Genomic DNA, 17,703 nt, shown 5'->3' with positions numbered 1-17,703 from the left:
TCCTGAATGAAAAGAAATGTACTACCAGTAGCTTTTCTGATGAGTGTGCTGGCCACCTCATCCTGTAATAACCCACAACAAGTAACTACCGCCCAACAGGTACAACCTAAAGCCGACGAGCAACAGCTAAGCAAAGAGGCCCGGGAGGAGCTTTACAGCAAACTAACGGAGGAAGAGAAACGACTGCCGGAAAATGCTGTGCTGGGGTTAGAGGCCGCAGAGGGCCTGGAGGTAAAGCTTTTCGCCTCCGAGCCCATGATGGGAAATCCTACGAACATCGATGTGGATGCCAAAGGCCGGGTGTGGGTGTGTGAAGCCTACAACTACCGGCCGGACCTTAACCCGGGAAACCCGCAGCGTGGCGAAGGAGACCGTATCCTCATTCTGGAAGACCTGAATAACGATGGCCGCGCCGATACAGCCAAGGTGTTTTACCAGGGCAAAGACATTGACGCTGCCCTTGGTGTAGCGGTGCTTGGGAACAAGGTAATTGTGTCCAGCAGCCCGAATGTGTTCCTGTTTACAGACACCAACGGGGATGATGTGGCGGATAAAAAAGAAGTGTTGTACTCAGGCTTAGGCGGGGAGCAGCACGACCATGCCATTCACTCCTTCACCTTCGGACCGGACGGAAAACTGTATTTCAACTTCGGAAATGAAGGAGGGCAGATATTAGACGCCAAAGGCAAACCTATAATTGACAAAGACGGCAAAGAGGTAAACAACACCGGCAAGCCCTATCGCCAGGGAATGATTTTCCGGGTGAACCCCGACGGAACAGAGTTTGAAGTGCTGGCCCATAACTTCCGCAACAACTACGAGGCCGCCGTGGACTCTTACGGTACCCTGTGGCAGTCAGACAACGACGACGACGGAAACCAGGGTGTGCGCATTAACTATGTAATGGAGTTTGGCAACTATGGCTATACCGACGAAATGACGGGTGCCGGGTGGCGGGCGAACCGTACCAACATGGAGAAGGAAATTCCCCTGCAGCACTGGCACCAGAACGATCCGGGCTCTATCCCGAACCTGCTGCAGACAGGTGCAGGCTCCCCGACGGGTATGGTGTTCTACGAAGGCAATTTGCTGCCGGAGGTGTATCGTAACCAGATGATTCATACCGACGCCGGCCCGAACACCGTCAGGTCCTATCCTGTCACAAAAGACGGAGCTGGGTTTAAAGCTAAAATCGTTCCCCTGGTTGAAGGAGTGCGCGATCAGTGGTTCCGCCCTTCAGACCTGAGTGTGGCTCCGGACGGCTCTGTTTATGTGTCCGACTGGTACGACCCGGGAGTGGGTGGCCACCAGATGGCAGACATGAACAGGGGGCGCATCTTCCGGATTGCCCCACCTGCCACGCCATACCGAACCCCGAAACTGGACCTGAGTTCACCGGCAGGAGCCGTGCAGGCCCTGCAAAACCCAAACCTCGCCACACGTTTCCTGGCCTGGGATAAACTGCACACATGGGGCGCAAAAGCGGAACCTGCACTGCAGAAACTGTGGAAGTCTGATAACCAGCCCATGAGGGCCAGGGCACTGTGGCTGCTGGCGAAAATAGAAGGCAAAAGCGACAAGTATATTCAGCAGGCGCTGCAGGATCAAAACGAAGACATTCGCATTACGGGCCTCCGCATTGCCCGTCAGGAGACAGATGATGTCATCTCTTATGTGAAGCAGCTGGTGAAAGACCCAAGCCCGCAGGTGCGCCGCGAAGCTGCCATTGCCCTCCGGCACAACAAGTCGGCGGAGGCGCCCGCGCTTTGGGCAGAGCTGGCGCAGCAGTACGATGGCCAAAACCGCTGGTACCTGGAAGCGCTGGGCATCGGTGCCGATGAACAGTGGGATAGCTTTTTCACCGCTTACCAGGCCAAGGCAGGAGACCAACTAACAGGCAAAGCGGGGCAGGACATTATATGGCGTTCCAGAACCGCCCTTGCTCTGCCGTACCTCTCCCAGGGTATAACAGCTGCAGGCACTTCTTCTGCAGACCGGGCTAAGTATTTCAGGGCTTTTGATTTTATCGCCGATCCGACAAAAGATAAAACGCTCTTAGCGCTGCTCGACGACCAGGGGCCGCACAAGGCAGAGGTATCGAAGCTTGCGCTTAATCATATAAACCCGGCTAACCTGGAGAACTTACCGAAAGCAAAGGCTGCCCTGTACCGCACGCTGGCCGAGCAAAAGGGCACAAAAGAGTATTTGAACCTTGTTCGCCGCTACAAACTGAAAGACCAGAACGAGGCGCTGTTACAAATAGTGCTTTCTAATCCGGATAACAACCTGGGGGTGGAGTCGGCCCAGTTGCTGCTTGCCTCAGAAGGAGGCAGCCTGCTGCAGAAGACCATCAACGGTAAAAAGGAAGCCGAAGCCCTGGCGGTGCTGCGGGCGTTGGGCCGCGTGGGCAGAAAGGAGTCCATGGACCTGATTCAGTCTGTTATGATGGACAAGTCAGCTGACCTGGCGGTGCGCAAAGTGGCAGTGAAGGCGCTAGGCACAGGCTGGAGCGGTGAGGAGCGCCTGATGAACGTGGTAAGAGACGGCAAGCTGCCGAAAGAACTGGAGCCAATAGCTTCGGTAGCGCTGGCTGGAGCCATGCGTGCACCTATACGCGATGAGGCGCTGAAGTACCTGGCTGCAGCGAGCACAACAGGAGGCAAGCCGCTCCCCCCAATTACTGAATTAGCTATGCGGCCTGGTTCTGCTCTGAAGGGCAAGCAGGTGTTTCTGCAGTCCTGCGGCGTTTGCCACCAAATAGGTGAGGAAGGCGCCAACTTCGGCCCGGCCCTGAGCCAGATTGGCAGCAAACTCACCAAAGACGCCTTATATGTCTCTATTCTGCATCCTGACGCAGGTATCAGCTTCGGGTATGAGGGCTTCCTGTTCAAAATGAAAGACGGCAGCGAGGTAGCCGGTATCATTGCCAGTGAAACCGAGGATGAAGTAGAGTTGGTGTTCCCGGGAGGCATGAAGAGTAGCCTGGATAAGACAAAAATTGCATCCAGAAAGCAAATGGAAAACTCCATTATGCCAGCTAATCTGCAGCAGGGCATGTCTGAGCAGGAACTGGTGGACCTGGTGGAGTATCTGTATTCCCTTAAAAAGCCGGGAGCAAAATCATAACCCGTGCCTGTACGCATAGTGGCCATACTTAAAATAACACTAACTAATTTCAGGAGAAACAATCAAATGAAAAGCCAATATACCCGGCGCAGTATGCTGAGGAATATGGCAGGAGGAGCTGCAGTGCTCACATCTGCCATGCTGTTGCCTGAACCGCTGCAAGCCGCAGAGCTGAAGGAAACAAAGCTAAAAGGAAAGATCAACCACTCCGTGTGCAAGTGGACCTTCAACGACATGCCGCTGGAGGATTTGTGCAAAGCAGCCAAAGGTCTCGGCTTGTCCTCCATAGAGTTGCTGGGCCCCAATGAGTGGCCAACGCTGAAAAAATACGGGCTGACCTGCGCCATGGCCTGGGGAGCTGAGAAAGGCCTTACAGAAGGTTTTAATGAACCGAAATACCATGATGAGCTGGTGGCGCGCTACGAGGCCATGATTCCTAAGGTGGCCGCTGCCGGGCTTAACAACCTGATCTGCTTTTCTGGAAACCGCAACGGGATGAGCGATGAGCAGGGAATGGAAAACTGCGCCAAGGGCCTCAAACGCCTGATGAGCACGGCAGAAAAGCACAAGGTAACACTATCCATGGAGCTGCTTAACAGCAAGATAGATCACAAAGACTACATGTGCGACCATACCAAATGGGGTGTTGAACTGGCGAAGATGATAGGCTCGGAACGCTTTAAGCTGCTCTACGATATCTACCACATGCAGATTATGGAAGGAGACGTAATCCGCACGATCAAAGAGTACCATCCTTACATCTCGCATTACCACACAGCGGGTGTGCCTGGCCGCCACGAGATCGATAACTCCCAGGAGTTGTATTACCCGGCTATCATGCAAGCTATCGCGGATACAGGTTTTAAGGGGTTCGTGGGGCAGGAGTTTATTCCTGTTTCCAAAGAGCCGCTTACCTCTCTGCGAGAAAGTATTGTGATCTGTGACGTCTAAACTGGCGGAGGTGATACGCTGGCTTACATTCAGTAATCAATTAATGAAGGAAGTGTAAATCCCGCAGCATGACGAAGCCAAGTTCTGACTACTGCACCATTAACATCTAAAAATATGAGAAGAAGTGAGTTTTTGAAAAGCAGCCTTTTGGGCGCTGCAGCTCTTACAACGGGAGCATCAGCCTTTGGCCAAAGCGCCACCTCAGAAGGTAAAGCAGGAAAAACCTTTAACCTGATGTATGCCCCCCACTTTGGGATGTTCAAGGAAACAGCTGGTGACGACCTGGTAAGCCAGCTCCGGTTTATGCGGGATCAGGGTTTTACGGCGCTGGAAGACAATGGCCTGATGGGCCGCCCGGTAAGTGACCAGGAAAAAATAGGGAAGGAACTTGCGCGCTTGGGCATGACCATGGGCGTATTTGTTGTTGACAAAGGTGGTAACTCCCAAAACACGCTGGCGGCAGGAAAAAAGGAGCACATTGATATATTTCTGGATGGCTGCAAGCGGGCTGTGGATGTAGCCAAACGCGTGAATGCGAAATGGGTAACCGTGGTACCCGGCGATTATGAACGAAGTCTGCCGATAGGGGTACAAACCGGTCACGTAATAGAGGCTTTACGCCGGGGAGCAGAAATACTGGAGCCGCATGGCATTGTGATGGTGCTGGAACCGCTCAGCGATTCGCCAAACCTTTTCCTGCGCAACTCAGACCAGACGTACATGATTTGCAAAGGAGTGAACAGCCCGTCCTGCAAACTCCTGTTCGATATTTACCATATGCAGAAAAACGAGGGGCACATTATCCACAACATGAACCTGACCTGGGATGAGATTGCCTATATTCAGATAGGGGACAATCCGGGAAGAAAGGAGCCTACTACAGGGGAAATCAACTACAAGAATATCTTCAAGCACATCCACGAGAAAGGCTACAAAGGGGTGATGGGCATGGAGCATGGCAACGCAGGAAAAGGCAAAGCCGGAGAAGCCGCTGTTATCAAAGCCTACCGGGAGGTGGATAATTTTATGCAGGCCTAAAAGCAGCAACATTACGCAAAGCAGGTTTTACCTGGAAATCTTAAACGGATAAGGTGGTTTGAACAGACCACCTTATCCGTTTATTATAAGTGCTTTGGCTGATTTATCTTGTGTATCCGCTGTATGTCACAAGCTTCTACAGCCTTATGTATGTGAGACAGGTCTGGTTTAGGAATCACTTTTGCTGGATCAGTTCAGCCGTACATTTTTGTGTACCTGTTAATTGTGGGTAGTAAATAATATAAAGTTGACTTATGCAACGAATAGGTGGGAGATAGGGTCCCTTAGAAAATGCCTTATATGCGTTAGCAGGCAAACAGGTAGTTCTCTACAAATTAAAAATTGGTAACTATGAAAAAGCTTGGTATCCTTCTAAGTATGTTACTTCTGATATCATGCGAAAAGGAGGAATCAGAGCAAATCCCTATTGATTCTGATATCTTGATTGAGGTTAAAGAAGTGGGCTCTGACCCCAAAAGAATAGTGATTGTTGGTAAAACAGAAAAGGAATATAATTGCTACAACAACACCATCGTAACCAATAAGAGGTTTACTCAAAAGACCATAGAAATCACATTCAAGGCAGTCGAAGGAGATACTAAATGTGCTACTGCAATGGGCCCAGCCACAACGGAGATTGATTTAGGAGCACTGGATAATGGAGAGTATTCCCTGCAACTCAATACCACTACCACTAAGAATGAAGGACTACTGAAGTTAACCACCACAGAGATAATATTGGAATATAGCCAACAGGAGGGAATTGATATTTTGACGCCTGTAGTGCAGCGCTAGAAATAAGCGGGCATCCTGCCACTGGAGGAGTCAAACACATGGCAACTTCATCAAACTGGCTCATAGACGATGGAATAAAAGCCTCTTCTATTTCATCATCTTATAAAACCCTGCTGTGGCAGTATCGGCAACAGAATTATCCGGCTTTCGATAAATAAAATAAGCCTCCAGCCCCTTCTGGCGGTTTGTAAAATGCAGGGCTTTTTCCAATCCCATTCCCATCAACGCATTATCATAAGCATCAGCGGTCATGGCGTTTTCGGCCCAGACAGTTACGCTGATTAGCTCATTGTCTAAGGGGTAGCCGGTTTTGGGATCTATCAGGTGGGAGAACTTACGGGAGCCGCTCTGGTAAAATTTCCTGTAGTTGCCGGAAGAGGTGACAGCACCTTTCTCCAGCCGGATGATTTTCTGAATGGGGTATGGGTCATCCGGGTTACCACTGGCCGGGCCCTCTATGCCTATTGCCATGGCTGTGCCGTCTGGTTTCAGGCCCTTTACCCGTATCTCGCCGCCCAGTTCTACCAGGAAATTCCGGATACCTTTCCTGTCCAGGAAATCTGCCAACACATCCACGCTGTAGCCCTGTGCAATGCCGTTTACATCGATGCTTACGCAGGGGGCGGTTTTTTTTAAAAGGTTCTGCCGGAGTTTGATTCTGCCGGAACCCACACAAGGCAATATAGCCTGTACAGTGGTTGAGTCGGGAAGGGAGGTAACACGTTCTGCCCCAAAGCCCCATGCCTGCACCAGTGGCTGCACAGTAATATCGAAAGCACCGTCTGTTTTACTTGAAACCTTCAGCGCCTCTTTCACCACCTGCTGCAGGTGCCTGTCTGCCGCCAGCCCGCTTGCAGAGCGGTTGAACCGGCTGATGAGGGAGTATGGCTTGTAGAGGGAGAGCGAGCTGTCGAGCTGGGCCAGGAGGTAGGTTACCTGTGTTTTTGTAATGGTGCTGTCTTCTGCGTAATACGCTATCTGGTAGCTTGTTCCCTGTGCAAAACCCCTGATGGTATACTGTTTTAGGTCTGGGTTAGGGAACATGAGAGGAAAGAGAACTACAAGGCACAGCAACAAAAATCGCATAAATCAGAAGCGGTATAAGGGCAAGTGTTTCAGGAAAGAGGTTGCAAGAAACTCAGGCGAAGGCGGAAAACTAAGTATCAGTTAAGTGGAAAAAGATTGCCCCGTTCACCATTCCAGTTGCTTTTCTCTGCAACACCATGGTTCCCGGAGCAATCTCTTGTTATAGTAAATGAGAAATAGGTTAAATTACTTTTGTTTTACCTGGTATCGGAACAGGGTAAAATCCATTGGCATCTGGTAACACTTTTGGCTTTGCGTCCCATGCGAAAGTCTCCGGCATCAGGTTGATATTGGAGTTAAGCGCATCCTCCCACTTAATTTCCTGTCCGGAGTAGGTTGCGTAGCGGCCCATAAGGGAGGTCATGGTACTCAGCGCTGAACGCTCTGCATCTGCAAATTTATACTGACCTGCAGCTATAGCGGCAAACAACTCATCGTGCTCAGTCTGGTAGGGGTTCGGGTCGTTTTTGCCAGCATGGTCGTACAGGGAGTTTCCTTTATAATCCCATAGCTTACCATCGTTGTTGGCAGAAAGATATACTTTTCCCTTTGTGCCCTGGAAGCTTTCATCCACCCGGTTTTTGGTGCCTTCGTAATGGCGGCACTGGCTCTGGATAACGGAGCCATCGGCATATAAAAACTCTACTGTGTGGTTGTCGAAGATTTCGCCGTACTCTTTACCTGTTCGCTGGAAACGGCTTCCCGTTCCCTGTGCTGAAACCGGGTAGCTGTTTTTCACCCAATTCGCGATATCAATGTTATGCACATGCTGCTCGGTAATGTGGTCGCCGCAAAGCCAGTTGAAATAGTACCAGTTTCGCATCTGGTATTCCATCTCGGTTTGGTTTGCTTCGCGTGGGCGCACCCACACGCCGCCGCTGTTCCAGTAAACCTGTCCGGACACGATGTCGCCGATGGCGCCATCCTCTATCCGCTTGATGGTTTCGCGGTAGTTGTTCTGGTAGCGGCGCTGTAAGCCCACCACCACATTCAGTTTCTTTTTCTTTGCTTCTTCGGCCGCAGCCAGCACTTTGCGTATACCCGGAGAGTCTGTGGCAACAGGCTTCTCCATGAACACGTGCTTGTTTTTGCTCACAGCCTCCTCGAAGTGGATTGGCCTGAAACCCGGGGGAGTAGCCAGCAGCACAACATCTGCTTCAGCGATAGCCTGTTTATATCCGTCAAACCCTACAAATTTCTTGCTCTCCGGAACATTTACTTTTGCTTTCCCAAATTTACCAAACAGGCTTTCGTAGCTTTTGTCAAGGCGGTCACGGAAAGCATCTGCCATGGCTACCAGCTGCACATCATGCTTTGTTGTGAGAGCCTGAAAAGCGGCTCCTGTACCTCTGCCGCCGCAGCCGATAAGGGCAATTTTGATGGTGCCTTTTCCTGCTGCATAAGCACCTGCCAGGGGCAGGCTGCTCAACATTGCGCCACCGGCCAGTATGGCAGATGCCTTCAGGAATTCTCTTCGCTTATTCGAGTCGAAATCTTTCATGCTGTTATTATGGGATTAAGGTTTAACGTATACAAATTAATAGTCAGGAGTGGGTTCTTGGTTGTAGTAAGCCTCTATCTCCGCTTTTGAGGGCGGGGTCACCGGGCGTACTAACCGAAGGCCGACAAAAGGAGCCTCTGGAAACCACCAGTTGCTTTTCGGTATCTGCGGATCAATTCTTTTCCAGTTGGGGTCTGAGCCCTCCCTGTTTGCAGAGCGCAGCGCGGCTGGCTCATCTTCAAAAGAACCTCCTCTGATTACATGCGGGTATAGTTCTGTTGGAGTGGCTACAGGGTTGCTGATGGTCTTGCTTTTAGATTTTTTATAGTAATCCGGGATGTACTGGTCTGCGGTCCATTCGGCTACATTGCCGTGCATGTCGTACAGCCCCCAGGCATTCGGCTTCTTACTTCCGACAGGGTGTGTTTCCTCCTTGCTGTTCGCCAGGTGCCACGCGTACTCATCAAGTTTGGAGGCATCGTCGCCAAAAGAATAGGCTGTTGTAGTGCCTGCCCTGCTGGCGTATTCCCATTCCGCCTCAGTTGGCAGGCGGTAGAAAACCCCTGTTCTGGCGTACAGCCACTTGCAGAACTGAATGGCGGAATACTGGGTCATGCCAACGGCGGGATGGCTTTCTTTGCCCATGCCAAACGTCATGTCCAGGTAAGGCTTTGTTGGCCGCGCGACAGCATCCACTTCTGCACTCACGTTGCCATTGCTTTGGGTTACCTCATAGTCTTTGTAAACAAAAGGCTCAAAAATATCCCACGTTACTTCATGTTTGCTCATCCAGAAGGGATAGAGTTTGACCGTGTGCTGTGGCCCTTCGTCTTCGTCTCTTCCTTTTTCACCCGCAGGGCTCCCCATCATGAATTCACCACCAGGAATAGCCACCATGTCAAACTTTAGTTGCGTGCCGGCGATTTCCTGCGTGTACGGCTCCTTGGGAGACTGCTGGGAGTGGGCATTGTGGGAGATCAGCGTGAAAGAGGTAAACCCAGCTATAAAGAGGTGAAAAGACAGTTTCGAAATATTCATGCAAGCTGTTATTGTTTCTGATACTGTTTTAGGTTTTCTGTAAATTCTGGTCGCTCTTCTGAGGCATTCGGCACTAGTCCGGAGCACCTGCATGTTGTAACATGCTTGTAAAGGCAGCCCTATCCCTGCATAAGCTGCTTCCGTCAAGGTGTTATTTTCTGCCGGTTGAAGACTAGTTCGCCGTTAAAGAATCTAAGAACAGAAATCATCAAACTCATAATTCATATAATTTTATTATAAATGACAAGATAAGCAAGTAATCACCCAATAAAAATTATAAATGTGACAGTTTTTTTTGGCTGCTAATTAAGAATTTACCTGATACTGGTAGGTAAGATTGGCTGTTTCACAGTAATCAAAAGCAGCTATACTGCATTCTCCGTCTTGGAGGAGGAGTGGTTGTTGGTCAAAAGACACAATAACGGCAATCGTAATTCTTGAGTTGATGGCGTAAGATGAGGGAAGGTTTGGCCGGGATAAGTAAAAAGTGCTTCAATTATGTTTCCGGCAGTTTAGTTTCGGACAGAGATGTATGAAACAGCAGGTTCATCACCTTATGAAACCCTGCCAGATGAATTCTCAATGCATGTGCACAGCTTTGTGAGCTATATTACGTGGAATCCATTTTAAATCATCAACTGTCTTCCTCCAGGGTAGAAAGAAAGCTCACCAGATCCCGTATCTCTCTTTTCGTCAGGAGATACTGCATGTTCGGCATACTGGAAGCAGCATTCGTTCTTTTCGCGATATCACTCTTCTTGATCACGGTTTCAGGTTGTCCGCCTACTTTCACGGATACGCTGTTCTGAGACTCTCCCTGGAGGATGCCGCTAACGGTCTGGCCATTTTTCAGTTCCAGCGTCACCACACCATAGCCTGGTGCCAGGCGAGCGCTTGGGTTGATCAAGGCCTCCAGTAACTGCGGACGGGTAAGCTTCTTAGAGATACCATTCAGACGAGGACCGGCATTGCCGCCTAAATCATCGTAGGAGTGGCATCGGATACACTGCGCCGTCTGATGGCTGAAGAATATTCTTCTTCCACGATTAGGGTCACCCCCATGCAAGCTGCCTTCAAAAGAGGCCGCCAGAGCATCCGGTGATTGTTTCGCACTGATTTCTTTATGTCTGGCGATTAACTTCGCAGAGCGGGTGCTGGCAACTGCCTCGGCCAGTTCCAGTTGAATTTCCGCCGGAAGCTTTCCATTGGCATACTTCGTCAGTAACTGGTCAAACACCGGCTGCGTGTGTTCTACCGGCAGCTCCCCGAGCGTCATCAGCGCAGCCTGCTTTTCTTCAGGCGTTCTCTTTTCAATCACATCAGCCAGCAGCTTCACCATAAGCTCTTTCGAAATGTCCATGTCTGTTAGCATGTCAAGTCCTGCTACGCGTACGTTTTTCTCCGGATCTGAAATGGCCTGCTCAATGGCTTTTCCTATCTGTGGATCTTTATTTGATGCCAGTGCACGAAGTGCTTCTACGCGCACTTCCGCATTTTTGTCATTTTTCAGGCTGGCAAATAGCTGGGGAGAAGCTTTGTCGATGTTAAGTTTGCCAATGGCTTTTACAGCGCTTAACCGTATAGGTGCTTCTGAACTTCCGGTGGCCTGGATAAGGGCATCTGCTGCCTTGCTTTTAACCATCGCAGGATCTCTTTCAACAACGCCTCTGTAGCGCCCGTCTACGCGGTCCAGCACAGATGGCTTTGCCCAGGTGCTGAGTGCTGCGATAGCTTCCGCTCTCATTTCTGCCGGAGCACCTTCTTTTAAGGAGTAGTCAATCAGGTTTTGCATGGCCTGCTCAGTGCCTACCCGTAGGTTGGCATTGATCGCGCGCCGTAGCAGGGCTTCGTTCTTAAAGCGAGGGTCCTGCAGTACGTTGCCCAGGGCAGGGAGTGCCGCTTCAATAGACAGGTCGTCGTTGATGGCTCGGGCTGCTTCTGTTACAATGTACTCATCTTGATCCTTCAGGAAGTTGGCAACACCCGGATGCTGCATGCGCCGAAGGGCTACCACGGCGGCAATGCGTGCACCCCGTGAAGGATCGTTGGCTAATGCAAGAATTGGCTCCGCTTTTCCAATGCGGGCTAAGGCTAAACTTCCGGCATGTCGTAAATAAGCATCTTTATCGTTATTCGCTTTCAACATAGCAATGATAGGATTAACTGCCGGTTCATGGGCTATTCTACCCAACGCTTCTGCCGCAAAGAAACGGGCACGGCTGTTCTCATCCTTTAAGAGTGGCATCAGTTGCTTGCCTGCTTCCTTGTACCGGATATCGCCTAGCCACTTGGCCGCCTGTGCTCTTATCTCCGGGTCCTTGTCCTTCAGGAGAGGCACCAGCACTTTTGCGTAATTCTTATCTTGACGGGCTAACTGGCTGATGCCCCAGATGCCATGCACACGGGCTAGCTGATTGTCTCTTTGCTTAATGCTTTTCTGAAACACACTCGCACCGCTTGCACCGCGCTTTGCCAGTTCAAACTGCGCCTTCTGCCTTACGCGCATGTCCTGGTTCTTTAATAAGTCACCCAGCTCGTTATCTTTTCTGTTGCTGAAATCCTCTGCCAGAAGCTTTTTGGTCAGCTGACGCTCAGGCCAGGCTGCCCCGTCTTTGTCGTCTAGTTTCCAGATGCGGCCGTGGTCTTTTGTGTTCCAGCCATCAATCCAGTCTGCGGCATACAGCGCGCCATCCGGACCAAAATCGATACCGGTCGCCAGTACGCCACTCATAATTTTTTCACTTTTTCCAAGTTCAAAGGAAGCTCCTTTAGGGTTCAGCTTAAAAGCATGGATGCCGGAGCGGGCGGGGTTGCCCACAAACTCAGCAATGAAGAAGGTGTTCTTGTACTTCGGACTCAGGGCTGTACCCGGATTATACAGCATGCCGGTCGGGCCGCTCACAAAGTTGGCAATGGCCGGTGTGATATAGGCAGCCTGTCCTTCAAACCGTGGCTTGTACATGTTCTCGTCCATCCACACTTTATAGGTGTTGTTGTCCGGGTCACGGTACTTGCCAAACTGCCAGTTGGTGCGCCAGCCGGTGTCGGAGCCGTTCACAATATATACAAGTCGTTCCTTTTCTCCGGGATGGTCACCGTCATTATCTTCGCTGATGAGGTTGCCATATTCGTCAAAAACAAACTCATGCGTATTGCGGAGGCCATGGGCAAATACTTCAAAATCACTGCCATCCGGGTTAGCCCTTACAATGACGCCGTCGTTCGGGTGTTCCCACTTCTGTCCGTCAGGTCCTGTTCCGTTAAACCCGATGTCGCCAATGCCCCAGTAGATTTTGCCGTCAGGTCCCATTTCCAGGCCGGACATGCCGTGGCCGCCAAACCCGATGTGTATGCCGTAGCCGTGCGAAATAGAGGTCTTTTCGTCGGCAATGCCATCCCCGTTTTTATCTTTTATGCGCCATAAGTCAGGAGCCACGCCTACAAAAAGGTCATCGCCATGCGACATAATAGCCCCGGCCACATCGGTTACCTCATCATGAAAATCCTCTACCACCAGCTGCGATCTGTCTGCCAGGCCATCACCGTCTGTATCCTCCAGGCGGTACACATGCTCCTTTTCAACCGTCATGTCCCGCCAGTCGTGGGAGCCGTCTTTGTTCAGGTCTGCTAGCCATTCGTTTTGCTTGCTGTTTTCCGGAGCCAGTACCCTGTGCAGGAAGGCTCGTTTCTCCTCAACCGTTTTTAGCTGAATGGAGCCAATCTCCCAGTCCTGGTGTCCCCGGATATCGAACTCTGAATTCTTCTGCCTGTTGGTCCTAGTGTAATACAGTCGCCCCTGGTCATCTATGTCGATGGAAATAGGGTCTGCCACCAGGGAGTCCACGCCCCATAAGCGAAGCGTAAGGCCTTCAGCCAGTTCAGGAGTAACGAGCGCCTCAATGGATTTAGCCAGTTGGGCAACCTCCGCAGGAGCCATTTGCTTGATTCTTCTGTCAACGGGGTCCTGTGCCTTGTATCCTGTAAAGAGTACGACAGGAAACAGGGCCGACATCAGGAACGCTTTGCGGTTTTTTCTCAGGGATGCTAAAACAGCCTTTCTCATTTTAAATGATATGCAATCAATTTGACTTAAATGGTTTCTGTTGGGTTTCTTAATGTAGTGTTTGAAAGGGCAGGAGAGGAACCTTTTTGTGACTGAAATCAATAGGGTAAAGGGCTATTCTGCTACCAATCAAATCTTAAGTTAAGAAATAATACTTCATTTAACAGTAGAATCTGTTTTAATGTGATTACTTACTCTGATGGAGGCAGCAGGTGGATGACTCTCCTGTCTCCAGGAAAGTTGCCTGAAAGGCAAAAGAGGGAGCGCAGTAATAAAACCACGCTCCCTCTTTCCGGGTCATTCTCTATTTAACCTAAGATTCAGCGGCTTAGCCAAGCCTGTTGCATCATAGGAGTTTTATTTCTTGTTAAGAGGCATAATCTGACCACAGGCAACAGGCATTGTTGCCACGTAGGTGCCATTCACAGTAAGGCCATGTAATACGATTGCTCTGTTCTGAAGCGGCTTTAGATCCTTGTAGTCAATCACCTTACCTTCTTCCTCAAACTCTACTTCACCGAGGTTAAAGGTGCGCTTGTAGTATAGGTTTCCGGATGCGTCCGCTACAGGAAACTCATCAATTGGCACGTACAGTTCAAGAAGAACAGGGCCATAAGAAGGAAGACCTTCCACGAGGTCAACAAAGCCATCGCCGTTAGTGTCATCAGCAGGAGTAGGGCAGGTAGAGTTTCTGTTGTTCTCCATAAATCCGTGGATGTGCTGCGGGTGAGGTAGGTTTGGCTCCAGCCCTGATGCCATTACTTCTACTGTAAGTACATTCGCATCCACAGTGATGGTGGCTTTACCTGTTACACCTGAGTTGTTCAATGGCATGAGGTCAGCCATAAACATACGCTCAATAGCAGAGCCTTTGTTCACGCCTTTCTGGTGCGCCTCCTCCACATTCTGTGCTGCAAGGTTTGCATCAGGAGAGATGTCTGACTGTTCGCAGGAAGCGAAGGTAAATGCCATGGCTGCCGCCGTAATAAATTTTGTTGGTGCCGGGAATAGATTTTTGATATTCATAATTTTATATTTTTGTTTAGTTGAAAATACCTACGGCCACATAGTGGTGAACTGGCTATCAGTGCTTTATTTGGTGGTTAGGTTGTTCTTTTTGATGGTTAAAGATTTTATTTAGTTAGTGAATGGAAAATCCAGTAAAATAAAACAGGTGCTCTTTGTCTGAACATCTATAGGAAAAGTTAAAGAAGGGTGTTTAAACGTTGTGCGGTAAGTATGAGACCTGTTTAATTACCACGAAGAGGCTTGTTTTATCTCTTTTTTCGCTGATGCAGGCACACTCCATAACCCAGGGAAAACTCTTTCGTTTCGGAAAGAGAATGGGCATGAAGCCATAAGTCGGTAAGACTGCGCTACTCTATGCTGCCTTGCCAGTCGCTTTTGTCACACCGGAAAAGTTTATTGACGCTTTGAACTGTACACTAGCTTATGCCGGACCTAAGAAAATATTCGATAGAGGGTGCTACACAAGTGGCAGACAAAGCAGCCGCAGACATAGAAGCGCTGTTGCGGAGGCAACCCGACACAGTAGAAGTGATCAATGTAGAAAGGGACCCCACCTACAGAGAGAAGGATATTGATTTGTTGTGGAGAAGAAAGCTTGACGACGGAAGCATCAAAACCATCCGGATAGAAGTGAAAGGCGACAGGTGGTACAAAACAGGCAAATACTTTTTTGAAACCTGCAGCAACGAAGGAAAAGGCACCCCCGGTTGTTTTCTATATACTGAAGCAGATTATGTCTACTATTATTTTGTGGAGGAGCGGGAACTGCACGTATTGCCCATGCCGGCCACACGTGACTGGTTTAAGCAGCGCATGGCAGACTTCAGAGAAAAGAAAACATCAACTCCTGTCGGCAGCGGGAAGCACTATGTAACAGTTGGGCGCTTGGTACCAAGGTATCTTGTTGCTGCGGAGGTAGCAGGAGTTAAAGTCCTGAAATTAAGAAGTGCGTAAAGCTTCCTTTTGAGCAGGTTCGGTGCCTTCTAAAACACTATCGTTGGAGATAAGCAGTTCAAAGATTTCACCGCGGCCACTGCCTTTCGAATTGATGGCTCTTTTGGCTTTTACCTGCCCTATAGTATAGTCCTGGTACAGGTCCTGGAAAAAGCTGTTGCTCTCGTCGTTGTTGGTGGTGTCAGAGTTGCTTTGCACGAAATAAGCCTGCCCCTCATGCACCGTGTCGCAGAACTCCTTTAGCCTGATTTGGTCTTCATCTGCGAATCCCTCTTTGGCATAAGCGTTAAAAGAGGCGGTGGTGCTGATTGGTTTGTAAGGCGGGTCGAAGTAAAAGAAAGCATCCGAGTGAATGTATTTCTCCGTTTCCCTAAAGTCTGTGTTCAGTATTTCCACTTTCTGCAGGGCCTCACTGTTGGCCCGAATGACCGGGGCATTGCAAATGGTAGGGTTGGCATATTTGCCAAACGGCACATTAAAACCACCCTTGGTGTTAACCCGGTACAAGCCGTTAAAGCAGGTCTTGTTCAGGAAAATCATCAAAGCACTTTTTAGGACTGGGTTTGCCTCTAGTTGGTTGAACTCCGCTCTCTTCTCCAGGAAAAGTTTTTTCCTGTCCTCTTCTGATGTGTAAGAGAAATACTGCTGTTCAAGCGCGGCAAGTTCTCTTATCAGGTGCTCCGGCGATTGCTTGATGGCAAGATAGCAGTCGGTGAGGGTGGTGTTAATATCGTTGATAACAGCGTGCTTTACATATTTGCCGTACTGCCTGAGCATGAAAAACAAAACGGCACCACTGCCGGCAAAGGGCTCAATAAAGTCGATGCTGTTTTTGTGCTGTAATAGCAAAGTCAGTTTTGCCTCGATAGCCGGAAGTAACTGCGTTTTGCCACCCGCCCATTTCAGAAATGGTTTTATATCTGCCCCTCTCGTTGTGTCTGATACCATTTGTATTCCTTATGCCAGGGCGCAAAAATACTTATTTATCCTTAGTACCATTTACAACTGGTGACATTAAATTCCGGTATTGGGGCAAGTTGATAAAAGAAGCATGCGCGGGTTTAGAAGACCACCGTTGCCCCCGGAAGCTCCTGCCGAATGCGGGCTTTCTCTTCTTCTGAAAAAGAATTGCCCATGAGCAGCAGGGTGCTTAGCTTCTCCAGGTGCTGCAGGCCAGCGGGCATTGCCGTTAATTGGTTGTAGCTCAGGTCCAGCAGTTCCAGGTTTTCAAGTCCTGTCAGTTCTTCAGGTACCCTTTTTAACTGGTTGTATCCCAGCAGCAGCACCTTCAATGTTTTTAGCTTCCCCAGTTGCCCGGGAATTGAAGTAATCTGGTTGTGGTCCAGAGCCAGGCTTTCAAGCTTTTTTAATTTGGAGAGCGCTTCCGGTACGGTGTGCAACTGGTTCTGTGACAGCGACAGGTCTTTGAGCTGGCGCAGCTCCCCTAAAGGCGCCGGAACGGTTTCCAGTTGGTTATAAGAAAGGTTGAGCGTTTTCAGGGAGCGCATCGTTTTTACCTGCGACGAAATGGACCGGAGCCTGTTTTCGCTCAGTTGCAGCGTTTCAAGCTGCCGCAGCGCACCAAAACCCGCACTCAACTCAGCGAGTTGGTTGTGGTTCAGATTAAGGGCTTTCAGGTTGGATAGTTCAAAAAAGGAATCCGGTAAACCTTTGATGTTGTTTTCCTGGAAATTCGCATCCTGCAGCTGCTTCAGGGAGCCTACTTCCGGGGCGATGTCGGCTATCTTGTTTTTCATGGCGTTGAGGTACTGCAGGTTTTCCAGCTGGCATATGTCTGGTGTAAAGCTGTAGTAGTTCTGCTCCCTGATGTTCAGGTGAAATACCTTTTCTTTTTGCTGCAGCGCCTCCGCTACATGGTAGTAGACCGGGCTGCTCTCCAGTTCCTGTGCCGTCAGCAAATTGGCCTGCCCGTAAACTTCCTGGTGAAAGAACAGGAAGGTGGTTAACAGGCCGATTAGGTAAAGGTTCTTCATGTTCATGTACTCCTGGACATTTATAAAATCTGCTAAAGCTGCTTTTACAGGACTCCCGCCTTTGCTTGTGGGGGAGTCCTGTCAGAACAAAAGTGTCGACAAGCTTTTTGATTGATGAATAGTGGGAG

Annotated in this window: 12 protein-coding genes; 5 read left to right on the top strand and 7 right to left on the bottom strand. The window is 49.7% G+C overall.

The annotated features are described in order from the left end of the window. Positions 1–6 precede the first annotated feature (6 nt). The 4 genes from ACYVB1_RS10515 (at position 7) to ACYVB1_RS10500 (ending at position 5,910) form a co-directional block, all read left to right on the top strand. Positions 7–3,126 carry a PVC-type heme-binding CxxCH protein gene (locus ACYVB1_RS10515; protein ID WP_460923530.1) on the top strand — a complete coding sequence of 1,040 codons (3,120 nt, stop codon included), beginning with the start codon at positions 7–9 and terminating at the stop codon, positions 3,124–3,126. 93 nt (positions 3,127–3,219) lie between these two features. Continuing rightward, on the top strand, positions 3,220–4,077 hold the full coding sequence (locus tag ACYVB1_RS10510; protein WP_460923529.1) for a hydroxypyruvate isomerase family protein: 858 nt from the start codon (positions 3,220–3,222) through the stop codon (positions 4,075–4,077). Between the two features lie 114 nt (positions 4,078–4,191). Then, the gene (locus tag ACYVB1_RS10505) at positions 4,192–5,115 is read left to right on the top strand and encodes a hydroxypyruvate isomerase family protein (RefSeq protein WP_460923528.1); all 924 of its coding nucleotides are present in this window, start codon (positions 4,192–4,194) and stop codon (positions 5,113–5,115) included. A gap of 351 nt (positions 5,116–5,466) precedes the next feature. Further along, positions 5,467–5,910 carry a hypothetical protein gene (locus tag ACYVB1_RS10500; protein WP_460923527.1) on the top strand — a complete coding sequence of 148 codons (444 nt, stop codon included), beginning with the start codon at positions 5,467–5,469 and terminating at the stop codon, positions 5,908–5,910. An 87-nt stretch (positions 5,911–5,997) separates the two neighbouring features. On the opposite strand, the gene ACYVB1_RS10495 is transcribed toward ACYVB1_RS10500, so the two are convergent. The 5 genes from ACYVB1_RS10495 to ACYVB1_RS10475 form a co-directional block, all read right to left on the bottom strand. After that, complete coding sequence (locus tag ACYVB1_RS10495) at positions 5,998–6,954, bottom strand: FAD:protein FMN transferase (protein WP_460923526.1); 957 nt, start codon at positions 6,952–6,954, stop codon at positions 5,998–6,000. Between the two features lie 223 nt (positions 6,955–7,177). After that, positions 7,178–8,497, bottom strand: a complete 1,320-nt coding sequence (locus ACYVB1_RS10490) for a Gfo/Idh/MocA family protein (RefSeq protein WP_460923525.1) — start codon at positions 8,495–8,497, stop codon at positions 7,178–7,180. A 36-nt stretch (positions 8,498–8,533) separates the two neighbouring features. Beyond that, positions 8,534–9,535, bottom strand: coding sequence for a formylglycine-generating enzyme family protein (locus ACYVB1_RS10485; RefSeq protein WP_460923524.1), 1,002 nt, complete (start codon positions 9,533–9,535; stop codon positions 8,534–8,536). Positions 9,536–10,169: 634 nt separating this feature from the next. Continuing rightward, complete coding sequence (locus ACYVB1_RS10480) at positions 10,170–13,598, bottom strand: HEAT repeat domain-containing protein (protein WP_460923523.1); 3,429 nt, start codon at positions 13,596–13,598, stop codon at positions 10,170–10,172. Between the two features lie 357 nt (positions 13,599–13,955). Next, a complete protein-coding gene (locus ACYVB1_RS10475) occupies positions 13,956–14,624 on the bottom strand; it encodes a hypothetical protein (protein ID WP_460923522.1) in 669 nt (222 codons plus the stop codon). A 426-nt stretch (positions 14,625–15,050) separates the two neighbouring features. On the opposite strand from ACYVB1_RS10475, the gene ACYVB1_RS10470 reads away from it, so the two are divergent. Next, on the top strand, positions 15,051–15,581 hold the full coding sequence (locus ACYVB1_RS10470; RefSeq protein ID WP_460923521.1) for a hypothetical protein: 531 nt from the start codon (positions 15,051–15,053) through the stop codon (positions 15,579–15,581). Here the strand turns inward: ACYVB1_RS10470 and ACYVB1_RS10465 are convergent. Together ACYVB1_RS10465 and ACYVB1_RS10460 are read right to left on the bottom strand one after the other, a co-directional pair. Beyond that, positions 15,567–16,529, bottom strand: a complete 963-nt coding sequence (locus ACYVB1_RS10465; RefSeq protein WP_460923520.1) for a DNA adenine methylase — start codon at positions 16,527–16,529, stop codon at positions 15,567–15,569. The genes ACYVB1_RS10470 and ACYVB1_RS10465 overlap by 15 nt on opposite strands. Before the next feature lie 113 nt (positions 16,530–16,642). Further along, entirely contained in the window at positions 16,643–17,575 is a 933-nt protein-coding gene (locus ACYVB1_RS10460) for a leucine-rich repeat domain-containing protein (RefSeq protein WP_460923519.1), read from the bottom strand. Positions 17,576–17,703: the final 128 nt, after the last annotated feature.

The organism is Pontibacter brevis (genome assembly GCF_054779655.1).
This window is presented reverse-complemented; position numbering and strand designations above follow the sequence as displayed.